The sequence below is a fragment of the Pedobacter sp. P26 genome (genome assembly GCF_050632135.1).
Taxonomy (GTDB): Bacteria; Bacteroidota; Bacteroidia; order Sphingobacteriales; family Sphingobacteriaceae; genus Pedobacter.
On record NZ_CP192574.1, the window covers coordinates 2131740 to 2151544 of the forward strand.

The 19805-nt window shown below is 39.1% G+C and carries 17 protein-coding genes; 12 read left to right on the forward strand and 5 right to left on the reverse strand.

Annotation, left to right across the window (positions count from 1 at the left end):
• Positions 1 to 42: 42 nt before the first annotated feature.
• The 8 genes from ACQ86H_RS09815 (at position 43) to ACQ86H_RS09850 (ending at position 12439) form a co-directional block, all read left to right on the forward strand.
• On the forward strand, positions 43 to 1866 hold the full coding sequence (locus ACQ86H_RS09815; RefSeq protein ID WP_431294693.1) for a glycoside hydrolase family 2 protein: 1824 nt from the start codon (positions 43 to 45) through the stop codon (positions 1864 to 1866).
• Positions 1867 to 2298: 432 nt separating this feature from the next.
• Positions 2299 to 2898: an RNA polymerase sigma factor gene (locus ACQ86H_RS09820; RefSeq protein ID WP_138822039.1), complete on the forward strand. Its 600-nt coding sequence runs from the start codon at positions 2299 to 2301 to the stop codon at positions 2896 to 2898.
• 95 nt (positions 2899 to 2993) lie between these two features.
• Positions 2994 to 4187 (forward strand): FecR family protein, encoded by a 1194-nt coding sequence (locus ACQ86H_RS09825; RefSeq protein ID WP_431294694.1) that lies wholly within the window; start codon positions 2994 to 2996, stop codon positions 4185 to 4187.
• Between the two features lie 430 nt (positions 4188 to 4617).
• Positions 4618 to 7713, forward strand: a complete 3096-nt coding sequence (locus ACQ86H_RS09830; protein ID WP_431294695.1) for a SusC/RagA family TonB-linked outer membrane protein — start codon at positions 4618 to 4620, stop codon at positions 7711 to 7713.
• Positions 7714 to 7738: 25 nt separating this feature from the next.
• A complete protein-coding gene (locus ACQ86H_RS09835; protein ID WP_431294696.1) occupies positions 7739 to 9169 on the forward strand; it encodes a RagB/SusD family nutrient uptake outer membrane protein in 1431 nt (476 codons plus the stop codon).
• 13 nt (positions 9170 to 9182) lie between these two features.
• Positions 9183 to 9914, forward strand: coding sequence for a DUF4843 domain-containing protein (locus ACQ86H_RS09840; RefSeq protein ID WP_431294697.1), 732 nt, complete (start codon positions 9183 to 9185; stop codon positions 9912 to 9914).
• An 11-nt stretch (positions 9915 to 9925) separates the two neighbouring features.
• Positions 9926 to 11380 (forward strand): PKD-like family lipoprotein, encoded by a 1455-nt coding sequence (locus ACQ86H_RS09845; protein ID WP_431294698.1) that lies wholly within the window; start codon positions 9926 to 9928, stop codon positions 11378 to 11380.
• A 24-nt stretch (positions 11381 to 11404) separates the two neighbouring features.
• Positions 11405 to 12439: a TlpA family protein disulfide reductase gene (locus tag ACQ86H_RS09850; protein ID WP_431294699.1), complete on the forward strand. Its 1035-nt coding sequence runs from the start codon at positions 11405 to 11407 to the stop codon at positions 12437 to 12439.
• 401 nt (positions 12440 to 12840) lie between these two features.
• On the opposite strand, the gene ACQ86H_RS09855 is transcribed toward ACQ86H_RS09850, so the two are convergent.
• Genes ACQ86H_RS09855 through ACQ86H_RS09865 form a run of 3 tightly spaced genes read right to left on the reverse strand, consistent with a single transcriptional unit; the run spans position 12841 to position 14056 of the window.
• Positions 12841 to 13137, reverse strand: coding sequence for a hypothetical protein (locus ACQ86H_RS09855; protein WP_431294700.1), 297 nt, complete (start codon positions 13135 to 13137; stop codon positions 12841 to 12843).
• Positions 13138 to 13142: 5 nt separating this feature from the next.
• Positions 13143 to 13592, reverse strand: a complete 450-nt coding sequence (locus ACQ86H_RS09860) for a hypothetical protein (RefSeq protein ID WP_431294701.1) — start codon at positions 13590 to 13592, stop codon at positions 13143 to 13145.
• 47 nt (positions 13593 to 13639) lie between these two features.
• Positions 13640 to 14056, reverse strand: coding sequence for a thioredoxin family protein (locus ACQ86H_RS09865; protein WP_431294702.1), 417 nt, complete (start codon positions 14054 to 14056; stop codon positions 13640 to 13642).
• 232 nt (positions 14057 to 14288) lie between these two features.
• Between ACQ86H_RS09865 and ACQ86H_RS09870 the strand changes: the two genes are divergently transcribed.
• Positions 14289 to 14729, forward strand: a complete 441-nt coding sequence (locus tag ACQ86H_RS09870; RefSeq protein WP_431295371.1) for a hypothetical protein — start codon at positions 14289 to 14291, stop codon at positions 14727 to 14729.
• Between the two features lie 337 nt (positions 14730 to 15066).
• Here ACQ86H_RS09870 and ACQ86H_RS09875 read toward each other — a convergent pair whose 3' ends face one another.
• The gene (locus ACQ86H_RS09875) at positions 15067 to 15372 is read right to left on the reverse strand and encodes a LytR/AlgR family response regulator transcription factor (RefSeq protein ID WP_431294703.1); all 306 of its coding nucleotides are present in this window, start codon (positions 15370 to 15372) and stop codon (positions 15067 to 15069) included.
• A complete protein-coding gene (locus tag ACQ86H_RS09880; RefSeq protein ID WP_431294704.1) occupies positions 15366 to 15806 on the reverse strand; it encodes a LytR/AlgR family response regulator transcription factor in 441 nt (146 codons plus the stop codon). Before ACQ86H_RS09880 ends, ACQ86H_RS09875 begins: the two co-directional genes overlap by 7 nt.
• 691 nt (positions 15807 to 16497) lie before the next feature.
• Between ACQ86H_RS09880 and ACQ86H_RS09885 the strand changes: the two genes are divergently transcribed.
• From ACQ86H_RS09885 to ACQ86H_RS09895, 3 genes are all read left to right on the forward strand, one after another.
• A complete protein-coding gene (locus tag ACQ86H_RS09885) occupies positions 16498 to 17040 on the forward strand; it encodes a hypothetical protein (protein ID WP_431294705.1) in 543 nt (180 codons plus the stop codon).
• An 18-nt stretch (positions 17041 to 17058) separates the two neighbouring features.
• The gene (locus ACQ86H_RS09890) at positions 17059 to 17724 is read left to right on the forward strand and encodes a hypothetical protein (protein ID WP_431294706.1); all 666 of its coding nucleotides are present in this window, start codon (positions 17059 to 17061) and stop codon (positions 17722 to 17724) included.
• Positions 17725 to 18486: 762 nt separating this feature from the next.
• Positions 18487 to 19665, forward strand: coding sequence for a hypothetical protein (locus tag ACQ86H_RS09895; RefSeq protein WP_431294707.1), 1179 nt, complete (start codon positions 18487 to 18489; stop codon positions 19663 to 19665).
• The last annotated feature ends 140 nt before the right edge of the window (positions 19666 to 19805 follow it).

Sequence of the window (19805 nt, forward strand, 5' to 3'; positions counted from 1 at the left end):
ATTAGTATTCCAGAACCATAGAACCTTAATCTTCCGGATAATATGAAAAAAACAGTTTTATCTATCCTATTCCTTTCAGTAATATTGCAGGCATATTGTGGAAATGTTTGCGCCCAGACTGCAAAGCTACCCACCAAATGGACTAAAGAGGCGATGGCGGCCCAAAATCCTTTTCCTGATTATCCGCGCCCCCAGATGGTACGTGGAGAATGGAAGTCATTAAACGGTAAATGGGATTATATCGGCGGAAAAGATAAGCTAAATGCATTCAACCCAAAAATGCCGATTACATTTGCCGGAAAATCTGAACAAATACTTGTTCCATATTGTCCCGAATCAGTGATCTCGGGCATTGAGCGCAAGCAGGAGGTTAACATGTGGTACCGCAGGCGTTTCGAAATACCCCAAAACTGGAAGGGAAAAAATATTTTAGTCAATTTTGAAGCCGTTGATCATGATGCGACCATTTTCGTTAACGGAAAAAAGGCCGGATTTCACTCGGGTGGCTATGATGCCTTTTCGCTGGATATTACCCCATTGCTAAAATCAGGAAGTAATGAATTGATTGTTGCCGCTTATGATTCCAATGACGGTAGAATGCCTTCGGGCAAGAACGGACCACGGGGAGATTATACCTTCAGCTCTGGCATCTGGCAGGGGGTATGGCTTGAACCGGTGAGCGCAGTTCATATTAGAAATATCAAGCTATTGCCCGATCTGGAAAACAGCAGACTAAAGGTAACGGTTGATGCAAGTTCCTCTGTCATATCTGCAGTGGTACTTGATGGCAATAAGATCGTCTCCGAGGCGCAGGGGACTAACGAAAAGGCTTTTTATCTGCCAATCGAAAATCCAAAGTTATGGTCGCCTGATGAGCCTTTTCTTTATGATCTCAAAATTACGGTTAAAGATCACAAGGGTGAAACAGTTGATGAAGTGAAGAGCTATTTCGGTATGCGGGATATTAGGCTGGGAAAGGTGTCAGGTGTTATGCGTCCTTTGCTGAACGGAAAGTTTATCATGCAGGTTGGTCTACTTGATCAGGGCTATTGGCCGGATGGAATTCTGACTGCTCCTACTGAACAGGCGCTGAAATCTGATATAGAATTTACAAAAAAGGCGGGCTTTAACCTCATCCGCAAACATATGAAAACCGAACCAAAGCGTTTTTACTATTGGGCAGATAAACTGGGCATTCTGCTTTGGCAGGACATGCCGGCAATCTGGTACCAGAATGAGGACACGGCAAAAGTACGCTCCGCTTTTCGCAAAGAACTTAAGGCGGTAATGGACGAACATTACAACTCGCCCTCGATTATTGCCTGGGTTCCCTTCAATGAGAATTGGGGTGCTTTCGATGTACCGGCAATAACCGATTGGGTAAAAAAATACGATTCCTCAAGGCTGGTAAATGGCAATTCGGGGTTTAACAACAATCCCAGCTACCAGAAGGCGGCTGGTGATCCGGGTAATGGAGACTTTGTAGATACGCACATCTATATTGGCCCCTATGATGCGTCTGCACCTGACGATAAAAGAGCCGCATCTTTGGGGGAGTTCGGTGGTGTGGGACTATTTGTAAGGGACCACATGTGGCCTGTAGAAAACAATGCTTATGCCTATGAACCTACAAGTGCTGCGTTGACGGATAGGTATGTACTGCTGATGAGCCAGGTTGAACAGCTGATGAAATACAAAGGTCTTAGTGTGGCAGTTTATACCCAGACAACCGATGTGGAGCATGAGGTTAACGGCTTGCTGACCTATGACCGTGCGGTTGAAAAAATGGATACAAAGAGGATAAATGAAATAAACAGGGCGGTGATCGCTGAGGGAAAAAAGTTAAATGAAAAGAGTGTAAAATAAACTGTATCTAAGGTTAGTAATGTTAACTTTTGACGGAGTTTATTTACACTCTTCTAAGAGAAAAGGTTGTTAAGTTATCAAAATACGCTTAATCTTTTTTGGCTGGCTGACCAATCATTTCTGTAAGTTTCTCTTCAAAATCTTTTATAATCAATGTTTTACTAATAATTTTGCCAACGTCAAGTGGCATTTAATGATCCTGTAAGTTGCATTGACGCGACAGAGTAGGAATCTACAACGCCAGGATGGCAAATAATTCTCAGACTTCCAAAGACCGCGCTTCAGGCCTATCAATGTGTTTTATGTTTTCGTCCCTAATACCTGGGACATTGGATCGGATCTATAAAAACTACAGTTAAATAAACGCACTGTTACGTTTCCAAAATTATAACTACCTTGTCTTTTTTAAGTTAATGTATATTTGCCAGACGAATGATCAACGTTAATTACACCGATGAAAAGTCTTTACTACTTCAATTAAAAGATGGTGACGAGCGGGCATTTGAAATACTATACAATAACTATAAATTTCGGATCGCCGGAAATTTATTCAAGCTTCTCAAATCTGACGACCTGGTAAAAGAGGTGCTGCAAGAGCTTTTCTTTAAAATATGGGAGGTGCGTGCGCAGATTGATCCCGAAAAATCTTTTAAATCTTATCTCTTTCGTATAGCAGAGAACCTGGTGCACGATTATTTTCGGAAAGTAGCCAAAGACAAACGTTTATTGACTAAAATGGTTGCTTCAAGTTCAGAGCTGTATCTTCACGTTGAAGAAGATTTGCTGAGTAAAGAAGATGCTCAAAAATTACAACATGCCATAAACCTGATGCCTCCTCAACGTAAAATGGTATTTATACTTTGCAAATTAGAGGGTAAATCTTATAAAGAAGTAGAGCAGATTATGGGTATTAATGCCAAAACCATCAGTAGCCACATGCTGCAGGCAAATAGATTTCTTAAAACTTATTTTAGGGATTCTCCGGCACTTGCCATTTCGATAGTTTTGAGTGTTTTATTCAAAGGCTTTTGATCCTGATCGTTGTTTTTGGAAATTAATTGTTAATTTCTTGTTAACAGACTAAGGATATTTTTGAACAGCTCCGTATTAGCTGTAAAAATTAAACCTTGAAAACATCTGAACAACTCCGTATACTCTTCAAAAAACACCTGGATAATACCTGTAGTCCCGAAGAAACCCAGCGTCTGATGAATTATTTTCAACTTGATGAAGACCGGGAAATATTGAAAGAGCTCATCATCGGCGCATTAGAAACCCAGGATGAGTACTATGAAAATGATTTTGCCATTGCAAAGGTACTGGGAAAGGTTGACCAGGATTTGTTTGTTCAGATTAAGGAATCAGCACATGCCATACCTGAAGATAAAAATAAAGTACTTAAACTTTGGTTAAAAATCGCTGCCGTTGCTGCCGTTTTGGCCGTAGTATACATAGGTGTTTATTTCTTCAATAACCAACCAGAAAAGGTTGTCACTGTTCCCACAATTACTGTACATGATATAAAACCAGGGGGATATGGTGCGACACTTACCATGGCAAATGGCAGGAAAGTCAGTTTAGCAAATGCGGTTAGTGGTGAAATAGGAAGAGAATCCGGAATAGTCATTACTAAATCAGGCGACGGCAAACTGGTATACGAAGTTGATGAAAAAACTTCTGATCCAAATGCTTCCAATACCCTGTCTACCGCCCGTGGGGAAACCTATCAGGTACGGTTGCCTGACGGATCGCTTGTCTATTTAAATGCTGCATCTAGTCTCACATACGCCACCTCCCTCATTGAAAACGGAAAGCGCGTAGTTACGCTTAGTGGTGAAGGATATTTTGAAGTAGCCAAGGATAAGCAACATCCATTTGTTGTAAAGACAGATCGGCAGGAAGTAGAAGTATTAGGAACTCATTTTAACATCAGCAGCTATGCCGATGACGCAGTAGAAAAAACAACCTTGTTAGAGGGAAGCGTGAAGTTATCTGCATCGGGTAATTCTAAAGTACTAAAGCCTGGGCAACAAGCGAAGCTGATCGCTGGTAAAATACAGATTGGTGAAACGGATACCGATCTGGCTGTTGCCTGGAAAAATAACGAATTTGTGGTGGAAAGTGAGCACATTGAAAACATCATGAAGATGATTGAGCGCTGGTATAACGTTGAAGTGGTTTACATGGGTGAAAAAACCAATCAGCGCTTCAGTGGTAAAGTATCGAGGTTTGATAAATTGTCTAAAGTTCTCGAAATCGTCGAGTCTACCGGAGAAGCACATTTTAAAGTTAAGGGCAGAACCGTATATGTATCCAGATAATAAATAACGAATAATCAACTGAATTTTAACCTTTAAACAAACCACATGACAAAAAAAATACGATAAAGAAGATATCCAAAAAAACAGGCCCCGTTTAACTGCCGGGACCTGATCATAGTCTGGAATATTCGATTGAAAATCAATTTACAACCACAGTCTTGCTACGGACCAACGCATCAGAGACTGTTTAACCAAACCAACTACTAATGTATCAAAAATCAAGGAAATTTGGTATGCCTAATCGGCTGTACCTCAAATTATTGTTAACTATGCGCTTAACCATCGTGATCATAATAGCGTGCCTTATGCAGGTAAGTGCATCTAGCCTCGCTCAAAAAGTGACTTTAACCAAGTCAAATGCTTCACTTCGATCCGTTTTTAAGGAACTTAACCAACAGACAGGTTATAATTTTTTTACGCGGACGACTTATTGGAAAATTCAATACCTGTAACCATCAATGTTAAAAATGCTGAATTGCCCGCTGTGCTTAAACAAATTTTTGCAGCGCAAAATCTGGATTTTACCATACGCAACCAGACGGTGGTGATTAAAGCAGGTGCAAAAGCTAGCCTGGAAGTCATTTCCGGTTTTGTTGGCGATGCCAAAGAACATAAGCCAATCCCAGGGGTTACGGTATCTATCAAGGGAACAAAATCTGCCGTCCAGACGGATAAAAATGGAAAATTTACCATCAGCATCCCGGCAGGTGCAGAATCTTTGGAGTTCAGGTTTGTAGGTTATAAGACCGTGGATGTACCTATCTCGCCCAATTCGAATTATACCATTTATATGGAGGAGGAGCAGTTGACACTAAATGAAACGGTAATCACTGGGATGGTCGACCGGAAGGTTAACACCTACACCGGAGCAGCCAAAACCATCACTGCAGCCGAGCTTAAGGCCGTGAGTCCCGTAAATGTATTTGCTGGCATTGCGGCCCTCGATCCTTCCTTCAGAATTATTCCCAATAATAAGATTGGGGGTAATATCAATGCGCTACCTGAAATTACCATGCGTGGGCAAACTTCTTACCCAACCCTGGGTTCAGAACTTGTTGGAAACCCCAATACACCATTATTTATTCTCGATGGATTCCAGGTTTCATTACAAGCAATCGTAGACCTCGACATGAATCAAATTGCATCAGTAACCTTGTTAAAAGATGCCTCTGCTACCGCAATGTATGGTTCTCGTGGGGGTAATGGTGTAATGGTTGTTACCACAATCTTGCCGCCGAGAGGAAAAGTGGAAGTTTCCATAACCAATAACTTAACATTAGCATCCCCTGATCTTTCTGTATACCACATGCTGAATTCAGAAGAAAAATTGGATTTTGAGCGTAGAGTAGGTTTTCTAAACAGTTATAGAGGACAAGCCATAAATGCAGAACGATATAAAGCAATGGTGAGCGGTGTGAATACGGATTGGAAATCTATTCCCGTTCAAACAGGGATAAACAACAGAACCAACCTTTCATTACGTGGGGGCGACCAGTCTTTGACTTTCAACCTTACTTTCAGCGGAAATCTGTTACAAGGCGTAATGAAAGGACAGGATAGAAAAAATTATTCGGGAAGTTTTACGCTAAGTTATAAAACCCATCAATTAACGTTCCAGAACAACACGATTGCAACACAGGTTATTTCTAATGACTCGCCCTATGGTGAATTTAGTCAGTACCTGAATTTGAATCCGTACTGGAAACCTTATGATGAAAATGGTAATGTAAACCAGTACCTGGAGAACATCAATTTGGGCTTCGGTGTAGCAGGTTCAGTTGTCTTAAACCCATTAATGGATATAAAGTACAATACTATCAACAACAGAAATAAAAACTTTAATTTAAGAAATAACACTACTGTACGTTACGACTTTAGTAAATCATTATGGTTCAATGGTGCATTGGGTATCACAAAATTGAACGGAACAATAGATAATTTCTATTCCGCTTTAGATAGCCGTTTCAATGGTATAGCAGATTTAAGTGCAAGAGGTTCCTATTCGAAAGACAACAGCGATGCCTTTACCATGGATGGAACCGGTTCTGTGAACTACAATAAGAATTTTGGAAAGCATGGCGTTACAGTATATGCAGGATTCAGGCTTGCCAGTACAAGCTTAAATTCATATAACGTATCAACACAGGGTTTCCCTTTTGATCGTCTGGACAATATCTTATTTGCAGCGCAATATTTAAACAGCAGGCCTACCGGGACGGAAAGCACAATTAACAATCTTTCCTATACCGGAAGTGCGAACTACTCTTATGATAACCGGTATTTTACCGATTTTACCTATACCAGAGACGGCTCTTCTGCTTATGGAGAGAATAATAAGTTTGGTAATTTCTGGTCTGCAGGTTTAGGATGGAACATCAATAATGAACAATTCCTTAAAGATAGCAAAACTATTAACCTGTTGAGGATTCGCGGTAGTTACGGTTCTACCGGTACATCTGTACAAGATCCTTACGCCGCACAATTCAGGTACAACCTGGGTACGTCTACTGGCTATTTTGGTGAAGTAGGTGCTTTTCCCGGTGCACTTGGAAACCCGAATTTAAGCTGGCAACAGGTATTGAAGTCTAACATTGGTATTGCTTCAGCATTTCTGGACAACCGTTTAACTTTTAATGCAGAATTTTATAACGAAGTAACGCAGAATGCGCTGACTACAGTTTCGCTGGCATCTAGTACAGGTTTCCCTTCGTACACTGAAAATTTAGGTAAAATTCAGAACAGGGGATTACAACTCGACATCGGTTATACCATCCTATCTGACCCTCGTAAAGGCTTAAAATGGAATGTTTCTGTCAATGCAGCCACTAATAAATCGGTGTTAAAAGAAGTTTCTGATAAACTCAAAGCCTTCAACGCTGCATTGAATGCGAATAATCCTAATCAAACAGCTGAAAATGCGCAGTTTATTGAAGGTCAATCGACAACGGCAATTTATGCGGTGAGGTCACTCGGCATTGATCCGGTTACCGGCCAGGAAGTTTACCTGAAAGCAGATGGTACGCCAACCTTTGTGTGGGATGTTAATGATAAAACCTATGTTGGCGATACACGCCCTAAATGGACAGGTGCCATTAATTCAAACTTCCTGTACGCAGGTTTTGCCTTAAATTTCAGTTTCAATTATAATTATGGTGCTGATCTGTATAACAGTACGTTATTAAACCGTGTGGAGGCCGTTGATGCGCGTAACAATGTAGACCGAAGAGCGTATGACCTGGGGTGGACTGGACCTGGAAGTTTGAGCCCATACCGTAGAATTACAACCTCTCCGACACCCACAAAGCTTACTTCACGTTTTGTTCAGCGCGATAATAACATTCAGCTCAGCTCAATTAATTTGAGTTATCAGTTCAAAACCGCATTTGTAAAAAAGTTAGGCTTGCAGAACCTAAGTGTTAGTGCCACAACGAACAACCTGGCTACCTTTAGCTCTATTGAAATAGAACGTGGTACAGATAATCCTTTTGCCAGAGAGTATACATTTGGTTTAAGTGCAAGATTTTAAATTCAAAAAACATATTCATATCCCAATGAAAAGAACAACATTAATTATAGGAATCCTGGCAATAGTTGCGATGTTTTCCGGTTGTAAGAAATTTTTGGATGTAACGCCCAAAACGAGTCTATCTGAAGAACAGCTGTTTACTTCAGAAGTTGGTTTTCAACAGGCTTTATCAGGCGTATATGGCCAGCTTGCCAGTAGCAAACTCTATGGGGATAACCTTTCCATGGGCTTCGCTTCCGCGCTTGCTCAAAATTATGCGACAATTGACCCTGCATCGTCAGTTCAGTTGCAACAGACACAACTCCTGAACTACGCTTCAACAGAAGTCGTAAGCTATACTGATTCCATCTGGTCTGCCAGTTATAGTGCAATTGCCGCAGCTAATAAAATAATTGCAAATACAGAAACAAACCGATCTGTGCTATCTAATAATTCGTACGCACTATTACGTGGTGAAGCTTTAGCCTTAAGGGCATTTTTGCATTTTGATTTATTACGGATGTTTGGGCCTGAATATACTGCGGGTGCCAATCTAAAAGCCATCCCATATAAAAAAGATGTCAACCAAAATGCAAATCCCCCAGCAACAACTGCAGAGGTGGTTAAATTTGCCCTGGCCGACCTGAAAGAAGCGGAAAGTCTACTGTTACCTGTTGATCCGATTGTGACCAGCGATTTACGGACCAGGCGGAATAAGCTTAATTATTATGGTGTAAAAGCGCTGGAAGCGAGAATTATGTTATATAGCGGCGATAATATCGGGGCGGCGGCGGCTGCAAATGTGGTAGTTAACTCTGCAAAATATACTTTTGTAACCCAGGCACAAGCTGGCGTTGTTTCACAGGGATTGACAGTACGTGACCGCTTGTATTTTAACGAGCAGGTATTTATGATCAGGGTTAGGGATATACTGCCCACTGTACAAAAATATTTTAGGTTTAGGGGGGCTGCAAGCCAAACGCTTACACGTAGCGCCGCTAATTTTAATACACTTTACGAAACCAGCAATGGCGGCGGTTCAGATTTCAGATTTGCGTTTCGCCTTGAGCAGGAGGGAGGAGTTCCGTTCCCATCTAAATTCTGGCAGGCATCCAGTTCTACCACCCCAATTACCGATAATTTACTCGACCAGTATGTACCAGGTATACGCCTTTCTGAAATGTATTATATCCTGGCTGAGACGGCATCAACGCCTGAGATTGGCGTTGGATATTTAAATATGGTGCGTCTGAACAGGGGAATTAAAGTTTTGCCGAATACGCTCACCGCAGTGACGCTTAAAGCGGAGATTACGAAAGAATATCAGAAGGAATTTTATGCAGAAGGACAATTGTTCTTTTACTATAAGCGCATTAAAACTTCTAGAATGCAATTTGGTCCTGCTATGGCACCTGCGCAGTACGTACTCCCAATTCCGCCTTCTGAACTTCAATTTAATCCGAATTATGCAAACTAATCAAACTCGTATTATGAAATACTTATCATATATCATGGTGGCGGCCTGTCTTTTTTCATGCAAGAAAGAAGCAGTCGAAACCTACCAGGGAAAGGATGGCGTTAGTTTCTTTGCCTATACCTACGAACAATTAAATACCACAGCCGTAAGAAGCTACTCTTTTGCCTTTCAAGCTACTCAAAAGCAAAGGGACACCCTGTTTATACCCATGCGCATCACCGGGAAGTTATCCGATAAACCGCGCACGGTGCTGCTGAAAACAGCCCAGGGAACTACCGCAACTGCAGGAGTAGATTTTGAGTTGAAAGAATTCACCGTTCCGGCAGGCGCATCGAAATTTAATTATCCCCTGATATTGCTCAATTCTGCCGGAATGGCCAGCAATGTGTACAGGATTGTACTGGAACCTGCAGAAACCAAAGACTTTACTCTGGGTACTCTTGGCCAGACACCTGGTATTAACGAAGTTACGGAAGAAAACTTCAGATACCTGAAGGTTGATGTAACCGGCCAATACATTGAGCCTGGTTATTGGATCTACCTCCAGGGCGATTTCGGGGATTTCAGTGCCGTAAAATATAAGTTCATGGTGAAAACATTGGGGATAACCGATTTTGATTACAATAAGATTGGTTCTGATGGCTTACTGAACTTTCCGGTTACCCTGAGGAATGCGCTGGCCGCTTACGAGGCTGCAAATGGTCCATTGTTAGATGAGAACGGTCAAAGAATATCGTTCCCTTAATTTAAAATATTATGCATTTAAAATACTTTTTAAAGCTCAGCCCGGTTTTTATTTTCATCATGCTGGCATTTTCTGCCTGTAAAAAAGACAATCAATCTTTTAAATATGATCAAATCAACGACATTAAGATTACAGATGCTATAACTACTTTTACAGTTCCACAACTGGATTCGTTGATTATCACACCAACATTGGCGCAAACAATGCCAGAAGGTGATTCATTTACTTATAGCTGGAAACTTAATACAGCAACAGATACAACAACAATTGCTAAAACAAAAAATCTACGCATCAAAGTAACACTAAGTCCAGGTACTTATCCGGTAATATACAAAGTAACGAGCAAGAGAAATGGCATTTATACAGTAAAGCAATATACCATCACAGTGAATGGTGTTTATCCTGATGGTTGGTATATTGTAAATAACAAAGATGGAAAAGGCAAAGTTTCTTTGATTCGGACAGACGATGTCATTTTTGACAATCCTATGGAAGTGGCAAACAATAAAACCTATCCAGGTAAAGCACTGGCCTTATATAATTTTGGGAAGGGTGGTTTCTTCTATTACTTCAGTGATCAAAATGTTTATCGTTTTAACATGAACGACTGGCTGGATCTTGGTGACAAAAGTTCGATTCTCCCGGGTTTGGCTACACCACTTCCGTTCAAAACTGCCCCAGTATTTATGATAAATAATTTGCAATTTGAACAGTATATAGTGGCAGACGGCAATTTATATGTTGGGCTTTCCGGTGCAAACTCAGACAATGTCAAACCCTTTACTCAGCGCATTCCTGGTAACTATAATTTATTCCCCGGCATATTCCCCGCCGATTATAGTATGACTTATTTCTACGATAACAACACAATGAGTTTTATGCAGATGCCCTATCTGTCGAGAATTCTGGATCGTGCACCTGCAACACCTTTAACAACAAACTCGTTTGATATGGCGAACGTAGGCAAAAAAATGATCGCTTATGATCGGGGCGTAACAACCTTATCACAAGAGGGAATTGAATGGTATTATATTATGGAAGGTAACGATGGACGCTACTTACTATCTTTAACAGGGGATGGAAATAGTACTCACCCTGGGGTTAATCAAAAAATGGATAGTAGTCCGGAAATTGGTAGCGCCACTAATTTTGCAACCTCTTCCATCTTAAAACAACTTTATTATACCGCCGGAAATAACGTGTATTTATACGACATGCTTGCTAAATCGGCAAGGCTCATCTACACTTTCCCGACTGGGTATGTAATTAAAGATATCGAAATGAAACGAAGTACCAGCAAACAACTGGTGATCGGTGTGAATAATGGTTCAGCGGGCGAAGTTTATTATTTCGACATCAATGCCCAGGAGAATTTAACAACGGTACCTACACTAAGAAATTTACCGGCTTTGGGGAAATTATGCAAATTGCCGCTGCCAGACAAAATCTGTCGATGTAACTTATAAAAAGATTTATAATATCTAATCAAAATGAGAAAAATAATAGTATTTATTGCGCTTCTGTTTATAAGTTTATCGGGATATAGTCAGCAGGCAGAACCCGCTTATAAGGCTAGTCTTGATTCTTTGAAGCTCTTTATTGATCTCTCAGAAAAAGAAGCCATTCTTAACCGCCTGGTCAAAGCCCATCCGAATGAGAGTTTTGATCAATACAGAGCTATATTGGTAGATAATTTTGTAATAGCAAAAAACTCTGCGAAGGCTTTATATTATTTTAACCAGATCCAGGAAACTGCAAGAATCATGTACGTTGAAAACTTTGCGACGGGCTTAATAGGGTATGATTTGAAAGCTGCTGAAACATTGGTTGGGCAAGAATTGAATAACCCAAAAAATGCAAATGAAGAGCGGTTGTATTTGTTACAACTATATAGTCAGGTGGAGGATAAACTGGGGAACCATGAAAAAGCTTTCGCTGCTATTAAGGAATGCTATGAGCAGGCTAACAAAAAAAGTACAGGATTGACTGCACAGTATTATTATTTGATGAGCAAAACCGGCAGGTACCAGGAAGCGCTTCCTGAACTGGAGAAAGCAGTTTTATCAGGCCTGGCCAATGATGATTTGAAGAATGAACTGAAAAAGGCCTACATAAGTGTGCACCCTGGCAAAGATACAAATGCTTACCTGGCTACGCTTACCAATCAGTTTGACAACAAATACAAAGCAGAAATAGCAGCCAAAATGATAGCGGAGCAGGCGCCTGAATTTAAAGTGAAAGATATAAACGGCAAGGAAGTCTCCTTGTCAGACTTTAAAGGAAAGACGATTGTTCTTGATTTTTGGGCAACCTGGTGCGGACCCTGTAAAAAGTCGCTTCCGGCGATGCAAATGATGGTTAACAAATATAAAAATGACCCGACGGTAAAGTTTTTGTTTATACATACCTGGGAAACGGTTCCAAACCCAAAACCTGATGCTGTAAACTATTTGTTAACCCATAACCTGGATTTGCCCTTGTATATGGATACTAAAGATCCCGTTACAAAAAGAATCCTGCAGTAACCTCATTTGGTGTTTCCGGAATTCCTGCAAAGTTTATTATTGATGGCAATGGTAAAATACGCTTTAAAGAATTGGGATTGCTTTGGCCAAATGAGGTTGCCGTGAGGCAACTTTCAACCATGATAGAGATGTCCCGATAAAATGTAATTATCCAAAGATGGATGAACCAGTATGCAAGCAAACCCTTATATGCCGAATGTATGTGAGGGTTTGCTTTGAAAAGACACCAGCACGCCCATAGCATATTATATTAGCGACATAGAAATTCTGTGAATTGAAAGAATGGCAATTAATGGATTTTCGTCTGCTCGTGCTCAAACGCGGATACTTAAATTGCTTTTTAAACTCAAAAAGGGGATGCAGCACCATAAGCTACATCCCCTTTTTCTTAATCTTAAGGATTATTTACCTTTTTTCATTTTCTCAAGCGTAACCTGGTACTGTGCTTTATTTTCAGCTGTAACCAGGTCTACTGCTTTCTGCTGCATAGCGATCGCCTGGTCCTTCTTACCCAGCTTATACAGCAGATTGGCATAAGTGTCAAGGTAAGCTGGCTCTTTGCTTTGGGTCTCATCCACGCTGCGTTTACTCCAGCTCAATGCCTCAGTGATGCAGTTAGCATCTTTACAGTTTTCGAAAACAGTCCAGGCAAATGAATTCAGCATATCAGCACGTACTTCTGTACCGTATTTTTTCATATAGCTTAATACTGCGGGCTGAAATTTGTCCCATTTTTTTCGCTCTGAAAAATCTGGATCTTGATCAGGTCTACAGGTTTGCTAATGTCTACCATCGGGTATTTCGATTTTAAGGCTGCAACCAGTGAATCTATATTTGCGTTGGGTTTTCTAAGCCCGGGATAGATGCTTTCCTCCAGAACAACAGCGCTTAAAATTTCATTTGATTTTCCCTTTCCCAGAACGGCATCTATTTTTTCAGGATGATTTAGCATGAGCTCAAATCCCTTGCTTTTGCTGCTTTTAGTATATCTGCTGAGAAACTCCAGGTTCTCTTTCGTATAGAGGTCTTTTTGCGTAGCAATATAAGCGTTGGCAAACTTTGCGGAGTTTTCCTCATCATAGGCAGCCTCGGCACTAATGGCTAATTGTTTCAAGGTCTCAGGAGCCACATTTCCAGATTCGCTTTTTTTCATCAGCGTATAATATTGGGTTTCCGGGTTCAGCGCCATCTGCGCTCTGGCTATAAATTCATCTGCTTCACTGCCCCCACAATACGGTGTACAAGCTTGCCCTGCGGAGAGAAGATCAGAAAGGTAGGATAGGCATTTATCCTGAACTCTTTGCTCATAGACTGGGCATCGGCATACCAGCTTTTCACTTCTTCGCTATCATTTTTGGTCTGGTCGAACTGTACCTTAACATTTACAAAGTTTTTGTTAAAGAATTCACCAACTTTCTCCTGCGGGAAAATGGTACTGGCCATATATTTGCAAGGACCACACCAGGTAGTAAAGCAGTCGACCAAAAGGTATTTGTTCTCTTTTTTGGCTTTCTCCTTCACCTGCTGCCAGGAAAGTCCGTGTTCAAAATGAGTGCCTTTAACCTGTGCGGTGCCAATAAAAGGCAGCAGCAGGAATATTAAAAATAATTTTTTCATATCTGTTTGTTTTATTTGAGTTAATAAAGATCGTGATTTTAACTAAAAATGATGTATCATCGCTTTAATTAATGCAATTCTGCTTCAATCCTTGATGTGTAATGCAATTTCACAGTTATTTATTATTTTCGTTATTTAAAGTTACGCTTATAGTATAAAAGCGACGCCTCAGCTTATGATTAAGTATTTTACATTTAGTTTTTCGATTGCTTTTATTTCCTGGATAGTTGGCATGATCATAACTGCTATACTTTCAGGAACAAGTTTTTACAAGAATAGGTTGCCTTACCTAAATTTCATAAAAAATGAAAAGGTTAACGGATTAATTGGACTAACACCGTTCAAGTGGATCATCATGCATAGCTTCTTTAAATATTTCAATCCCATGTTATCAGTCACTAAAAAAATCCTGGCAAATGAGCTGGGAGAATATAGATTAGAAATGACAAAGGCTGAACTAAACCATCTTTTTGCTTTTCTATTTATGATGATTTTCATCGTAATTAAATTATCCCAGGGCCTGTACTTATTTGCCACAGTGATGTTATTGGTTAATATTTTAATGAATCTATATCCAAGTTTGTTGCAGCAACAGAATAAGAGGCGAATTGACCGGTATCTCCATATACGAAACCAGCGATCACTTCAGAACCTTGTTGGTCAGGCCGGTTGAAAAAACAAATACCTTATTTAAGCATAAGGAATTCTTCCTTTTTTGAGACCTTTATTTTAATTTGTTTTGATCGCGGTATTGTTGCAGCTAAAAGAATTCATATTGAGCTGAAAAAAGGTCAATATAAATCTAAAGGTATATTTTGGTGTATTTTTTATAAAAAAAACTTCCCAACTGGACATGCAAGTTTTAAATATTGCTCCCGACGAGACCATTAACGAACTTTTTTATTGAAGATTTCGAAATAAACAAGTTGAAGCATATCTGTTTTTAACTTTTGAAATTGATAGCATTGTTTACTCAGTTATGTTATTTATCAAATAATATAATTGATAGACTAGTTCCTTCCGGTTCTGATTGTTTTTGTTTTTACAAAACCGATAAGTTCATCGCGGTAATTTTCGCCAATGGTTAGCAATAGATCGTTTTTCATTCTTACCAGGTTGTTCTCAATTTCTTCTAAATAGTTTCTTGAAATAATAAAAGACCTGTGGATCTGAATAAATGAATTGTTATTCTTGAGTATTTCTTTAATTTTTGTAAGGGTAAGGTGTGCTACAACTGTTTTTTGCGTTGTGTATATCGAAATGTAATTCTGAATACTTTCTATTGCTATAATTTCATCAAACCTGATTTTTACCAATTTCGACTTATCATTTTTACTTTTGATAAAGAAATACTGATCATCAATTTTTTCTTTTCCAGGGTAGGTAAAATGCGTCTGTTTTGTAATTTATGCAATACGGTAGCAAAATGGCCCAGAGAGAAAGGTTTGAGGAGAAAAGCATCAGCTTCAATTTCAAACGCATCAAGTGCATATTTGGAATGCCCGGTTGTAAAAATTAGATTTCTGGTTTTATGTCTGATAATTCTAGCCAGATCGATTCCAGAAAGCCCAGGCATTTCTATATCCATGAAAACAATATCTAGATTATCTCCCGAAACAATGTATTTCATTGCTTTAATGGGGTCGGTAAAACTTTCTATAAGTTCATAATCGTCAAGTGTGGTGAGATAATCACACAGTAGTTCTAAGTTTGCAGAATCATCATCTACTGCAATACAGTTAAATTTCATACAGGGGAGAGCTATTTAACTCAAATATATAATCTGTAGATATAAATAACAAAAAAAATACAGTTTCATCATACATTTTATCCTGTTCATAGTACAAAAGCTACCCGTATGTGTAACACTATAGCTTAGTGGTATGAATCTTATTTTATTTCGCCCATATTCGATTTGAAGTTCTCCACTTTACAAACAAACTAAATGATTGCCAGTCGTTGATAATATATTCAAATAGTGCGCACGATATTGCTAAGGAGTAAAACCAGTAATCAATATCATATCTACTAACTAATAATTTAGCAGATTATGGTCACAGAGGAATTCTTGGTTAGCAGAATCATCGCCCGCCTGCAATGCAGTTAAATTTCATATAAGAGCGCATTATATTCCAAATATATAATCATGTTACATAATTGATAAAAAGAAGTTTGGGCATACGTTTTATCCTGTTCATGGTATCATAATACTACTTATGTGTAAGGCTAACAGTTAACTATATAAAGTTTCTTTTTTTCTTCCATCTTCGAACCGGAGTTTTCAAGCTTCGCAAAACAAACTAAGCACTTCTAGATTGATGGTTATTAGTATAAAATAGATGCCGATCTGGCACATGTAATATTTGTGAACTTAGGTAAAAATAGTAGCCAATTGCAACATAGTTAAAAAATATAGAATTAAATTTGAATTAAATCCAGTATTGAGATCAATATTTCTCCTTTCTGCCGTTTTCAGTATCTCACTATCCTTACAGGCTCAGACATTACAAAGCGTGACAGATTTAGGTAACACAACTACCAACGGTATAACGATCAACTCTTCGTTGGATGTAGGAGATTCTTACGAAGCCACAAGGTATGGTATGTTGCAGATTACTCGCCCCGCCAGCCAAGGCACTAATTTTCATTTAGCATTTGTAAGAAAGTCTAAAATGGCTTACGGAATGGGATTTCTAGATAATACTAGCACATTTGGTTTGCAGCCGTGGGGTAACAATACCACAAAAGGTCTATTCATGGATATTAATGGATTGGTAGGCATTGGCATCCAGGTTCCTGCATATAAATTCGATGTTGGTGGAGATATCAGAGCCAGCGGTAGGCTGTATGTATCGATAGACAATAGTACAGGTGGTGGAATAACGTTAAGTGATGATGGTGATATAGTAGACTTGAATGATGGATGGGCTTCACACCGGTTCAGCTATGGGTTAAGCTTATATAGTGCTAATAAAGGCGGGTAAAGGCAATCCAATTGTCTATTGTCTAATGGTAATCATCACCCAATCTTTTTTGGCTCAAACGGATTTGGTATTGGTACGCAAAGTCCCTTAGGGACACTTGAAGTTTCGGGAACTGCCATATTCGGAGGAACCAACCTTGCTTTATCAAATATCAGTTATTTAACAGGCACCGGAAAGCTATTAATTGGCTCAAATAGATCAGGATCAAGAGGTGAAACCAATTTTATATCTAACCAGGGTGGGGGTAGTTCAGGTGGTTTTGGCTTTCACAATTTAAATAATAGTGGTATAGAAACGCAACTGATGTACATAAGTAGTGGAGGGAATGTAGGGATTGGTACAACTGCGCCAACTGAAAAACTCACCGTTAATGGTAAAATAAGAGCAAGAGAAATCAGGGTAGATGCACAGGATATGCCCGATTATGTTTTTGAGAAGGATTATAAGATTACAACCTTAGAAGAGTTGGAGAGTTACATCAAAGAAAAGAAACACCTGCCAGAAATAACTGGTGCTATTGAAGCTGAAAAGAATGGATTAGAACTGGGAGAAATGAATAAACTGCTTTTAAAAAAAGTCGAGGAGTTCACCTTGTACATCATTCAAGAGCACAAGCTTAATCTTGAACGGGATGGCCTATTTGACGCCCAACGTTTAAAGATCTTTGAACTAGAGAAAAATTAAATCCCTTAATAAATGAAATTTCTGTCTCAAATAGCTGCTGTTTTATACAAATGTTTCTTTTTCAGACCAAACATATACTCAGTATGCTTCTCCAATTCTAGGCCTGCAGGAGTAAATACTTTAAATCCTGTAGGGCATTTTCAGATAAAAGAAGACACCTGGTTTGATATTAATGCCCGTATTCTACTAAAAATAATTCAGCAGATTATGGTCGCAGAGGACTTCCAGGGGTAGCAGGATACCATTTGCTGGAATGCAGTTAAAATTTCATACAAAGGCGAGTTATTTGGCTCAAATATAATATGTAGATATAAATAACAAAAAATACAGTTTCATCATACATTTTATCCTGTTCATAGTATAAAAGTCATCTTTATGTGTAACGCCAGAGCTTAGGGGTGCGAATTTCTATTTTATTTCCCAATCTTCGAACTGAAGTTGCTCCATTCACAAACAAACTAATTAGCAGTAGATTAATCATTACCTGTAACAAATATAGCCGGCTATCAGGTAACAATATTTATGATATGAATAGTAGAATTGGTAGTCATATTGTCTTTAATAATGTTGCAAGTGTTTGCTGTTAATTTATGAGAAGGAAAAAATCGAACTAAATGCATCATGAAAAATAATTTTTTTACAAGTATAATCTTCTGTCTTGTATTTACTTTTTGTATTCGGGTAAATGCGCAGACCCATTCCGATCAAAATGGATTAAAATCATCGGTAATAAACAATTTGTCCGCAAATAACCTGCAGGCAATGAGGTACGAGGTAGCTACACTTGGCTTTAATTCTTATCACTGGCAGCTGGGAGGTGTAATTATAGTTGAACTTTTTCAGCAATCTTTCACTACTGGTTATCAAAAGTATATTATTAATAACGGTTTTGGTACAGGAATTAATTCAGGTCAGACTAAAATTAGCCTCGTAGAAAGTGGAGGGCAGGAACAACATGCAACGGTAACGCTAGGTACTGCTTACAATCTAGCTACTACCTACGGGGGCTATATTAATAAGGCCTTGCCCATTTATATCGACATAAGGAATTATGCAACGTATAGGGTAAAAATTACCTATCAACAGGAACGGGTAGATAATCTTGATTATATCAATCAAATTAAAATAAATACAGCACCTATACCGACAGCAATTGACGATTTTTCGGTACCATTCTTATCTGATAATCCTTTAACCTCTACCAGCAATCTTATGGTCACAGGCGAAGGCACACATTATATTTCAAAAGGAAATGTGGGCATAGGGACTATTAACCCAACGTCAAAGTTGCAGGTTTTGGGTGGCGATATTGCTGTTTCAGGTAATCTTCTGGTATCAACAGGGAATGCTACCGGAGGGGGGATAAAATTGGCGGATGATGGAGACATTGTTGACCTGAATGATGGATGGGCAACGCACCGATTTAGTAGTGGAATTAGGATTACCAATGCCAATGGAGGAGGTAATCCGGTAATTCAGCTTGCTAATAATAATAACATCCCAAGCTATTTTAACACAGGGAATGTTGGTATTGGGACAATTACACCGACCGAAAAATTAACGGTAAATGGCAAAATCAAAGCCCGTGAAATCCGTATTGATGCACAGGATATGCCTGATTATGTTTTCGAAGATAATTATGATAAGCTTTCGCTGAGTGAAATTGAGCAATATGTTAAGGTTAATAAACATTTGCCTGAAGTACCTTCTGCAAACGCATTTGAAAGGGACGGAATGGCTGTTGGAGAAATGAACAAATTGCTGCTAAAAAAAATAGAAGAGCTTACGTTGCATCTGATTGAAAAAGATAAAACCTTATCTATACAACAGAAAGATATTATTATACTAAAGCAGAATGCCGAAATCCAACAACAAATGCTTTTAGCAGTAAAGAAACAGGTTAAACAGCTATTGTCAACACCAAGGAAAAGAAAATTATAACATCACGATGATCTATAAATTAAATGTTTTTTAAAAAAATGGGCATTGAATATCGGGGGGCATCAAACATTCAGAGGCTTTCGTCAGCAGAAAAGTCCTGTTTGTGGAAACAGGTCCAGCTCAGTTTTTTTACCGCCATT

What these genes read in the sequence shown, in the direction of transcription:
- ACQ86H_RS09840 (WP_431294697.1), top strand. Translation starts at nt 9,183, where the DNA reads ATGAAATACTTATCATATATCATGGTGGCGGCCTGTCTTTTTTCATGC.
- ACQ86H_RS09835 (WP_431294696.1), top strand. Translation starts at nt 7,739, where the DNA reads ATGAAAAGAACAACATTAATTATAGGAATCCTGGCAATAGTTGCGATG.
- ACQ86H_RS09880 (WP_431294704.1), bottom strand. Translation starts at nt 15,806, where the DNA reads ATGAAATTTAACTGTATTGCAGTAGATGATGATTCTGCAAACTTAGAA.
- ACQ86H_RS09845 (WP_431294698.1), top strand. Translation starts at nt 9,926, where the DNA reads ATGCATTTAAAATACTTTTTAAAGCTCAGCCCGGTTTTTATTTTCATC.
- ACQ86H_RS09895 (WP_431294707.1), top strand. Translation starts at nt 18,487, where the DNA reads ATGAGGTACGAGGTAGCTACACTTGGCTTTAATTCTTATCACTGGCAG.
- ACQ86H_RS09860 (WP_431294701.1), bottom strand. Translation starts at nt 13,592, where the DNA reads ATGAAAAAAAGCGAATCTGGAAATGTGGCTCCTGAGACCTTGAAACAA.
- ACQ86H_RS09870 (WP_431295371.1), top strand. Translation starts at nt 14,289, where the DNA reads ATGATCATAACTGCTATACTTTCAGGAACAAGTTTTTACAAGAATAGG.
- ACQ86H_RS09820 (WP_138822039.1), top strand. Translation starts at nt 2,299, where the DNA reads ATGATCAACGTTAATTACACCGATGAAAAGTCTTTACTACTTCAATTA.
- ACQ86H_RS09850 (WP_431294699.1), top strand. Translation starts at nt 11,405, where the DNA reads ATGAGAAAAATAATAGTATTTATTGCGCTTCTGTTTATAAGTTTATCG.
- ACQ86H_RS09865 (WP_431294702.1), bottom strand. Translation starts at nt 14,056, where the DNA reads ATGAAAAAATTATTTTTAATATTCCTGCTGCTGCCTTTTATTGGCACC.
- ACQ86H_RS09855 (WP_431294700.1), bottom strand. Translation starts at nt 13,137, where the DNA reads ATGAAAAAATACGGTACAGAAGTACGTGCTGATATGCTGAATTCATTT.
- ACQ86H_RS09815 (WP_431294693.1), top strand. Translation starts at nt 43, where the DNA reads ATGAAAAAAACAGTTTTATCTATCCTATTCCTTTCAGTAATATTGCAG.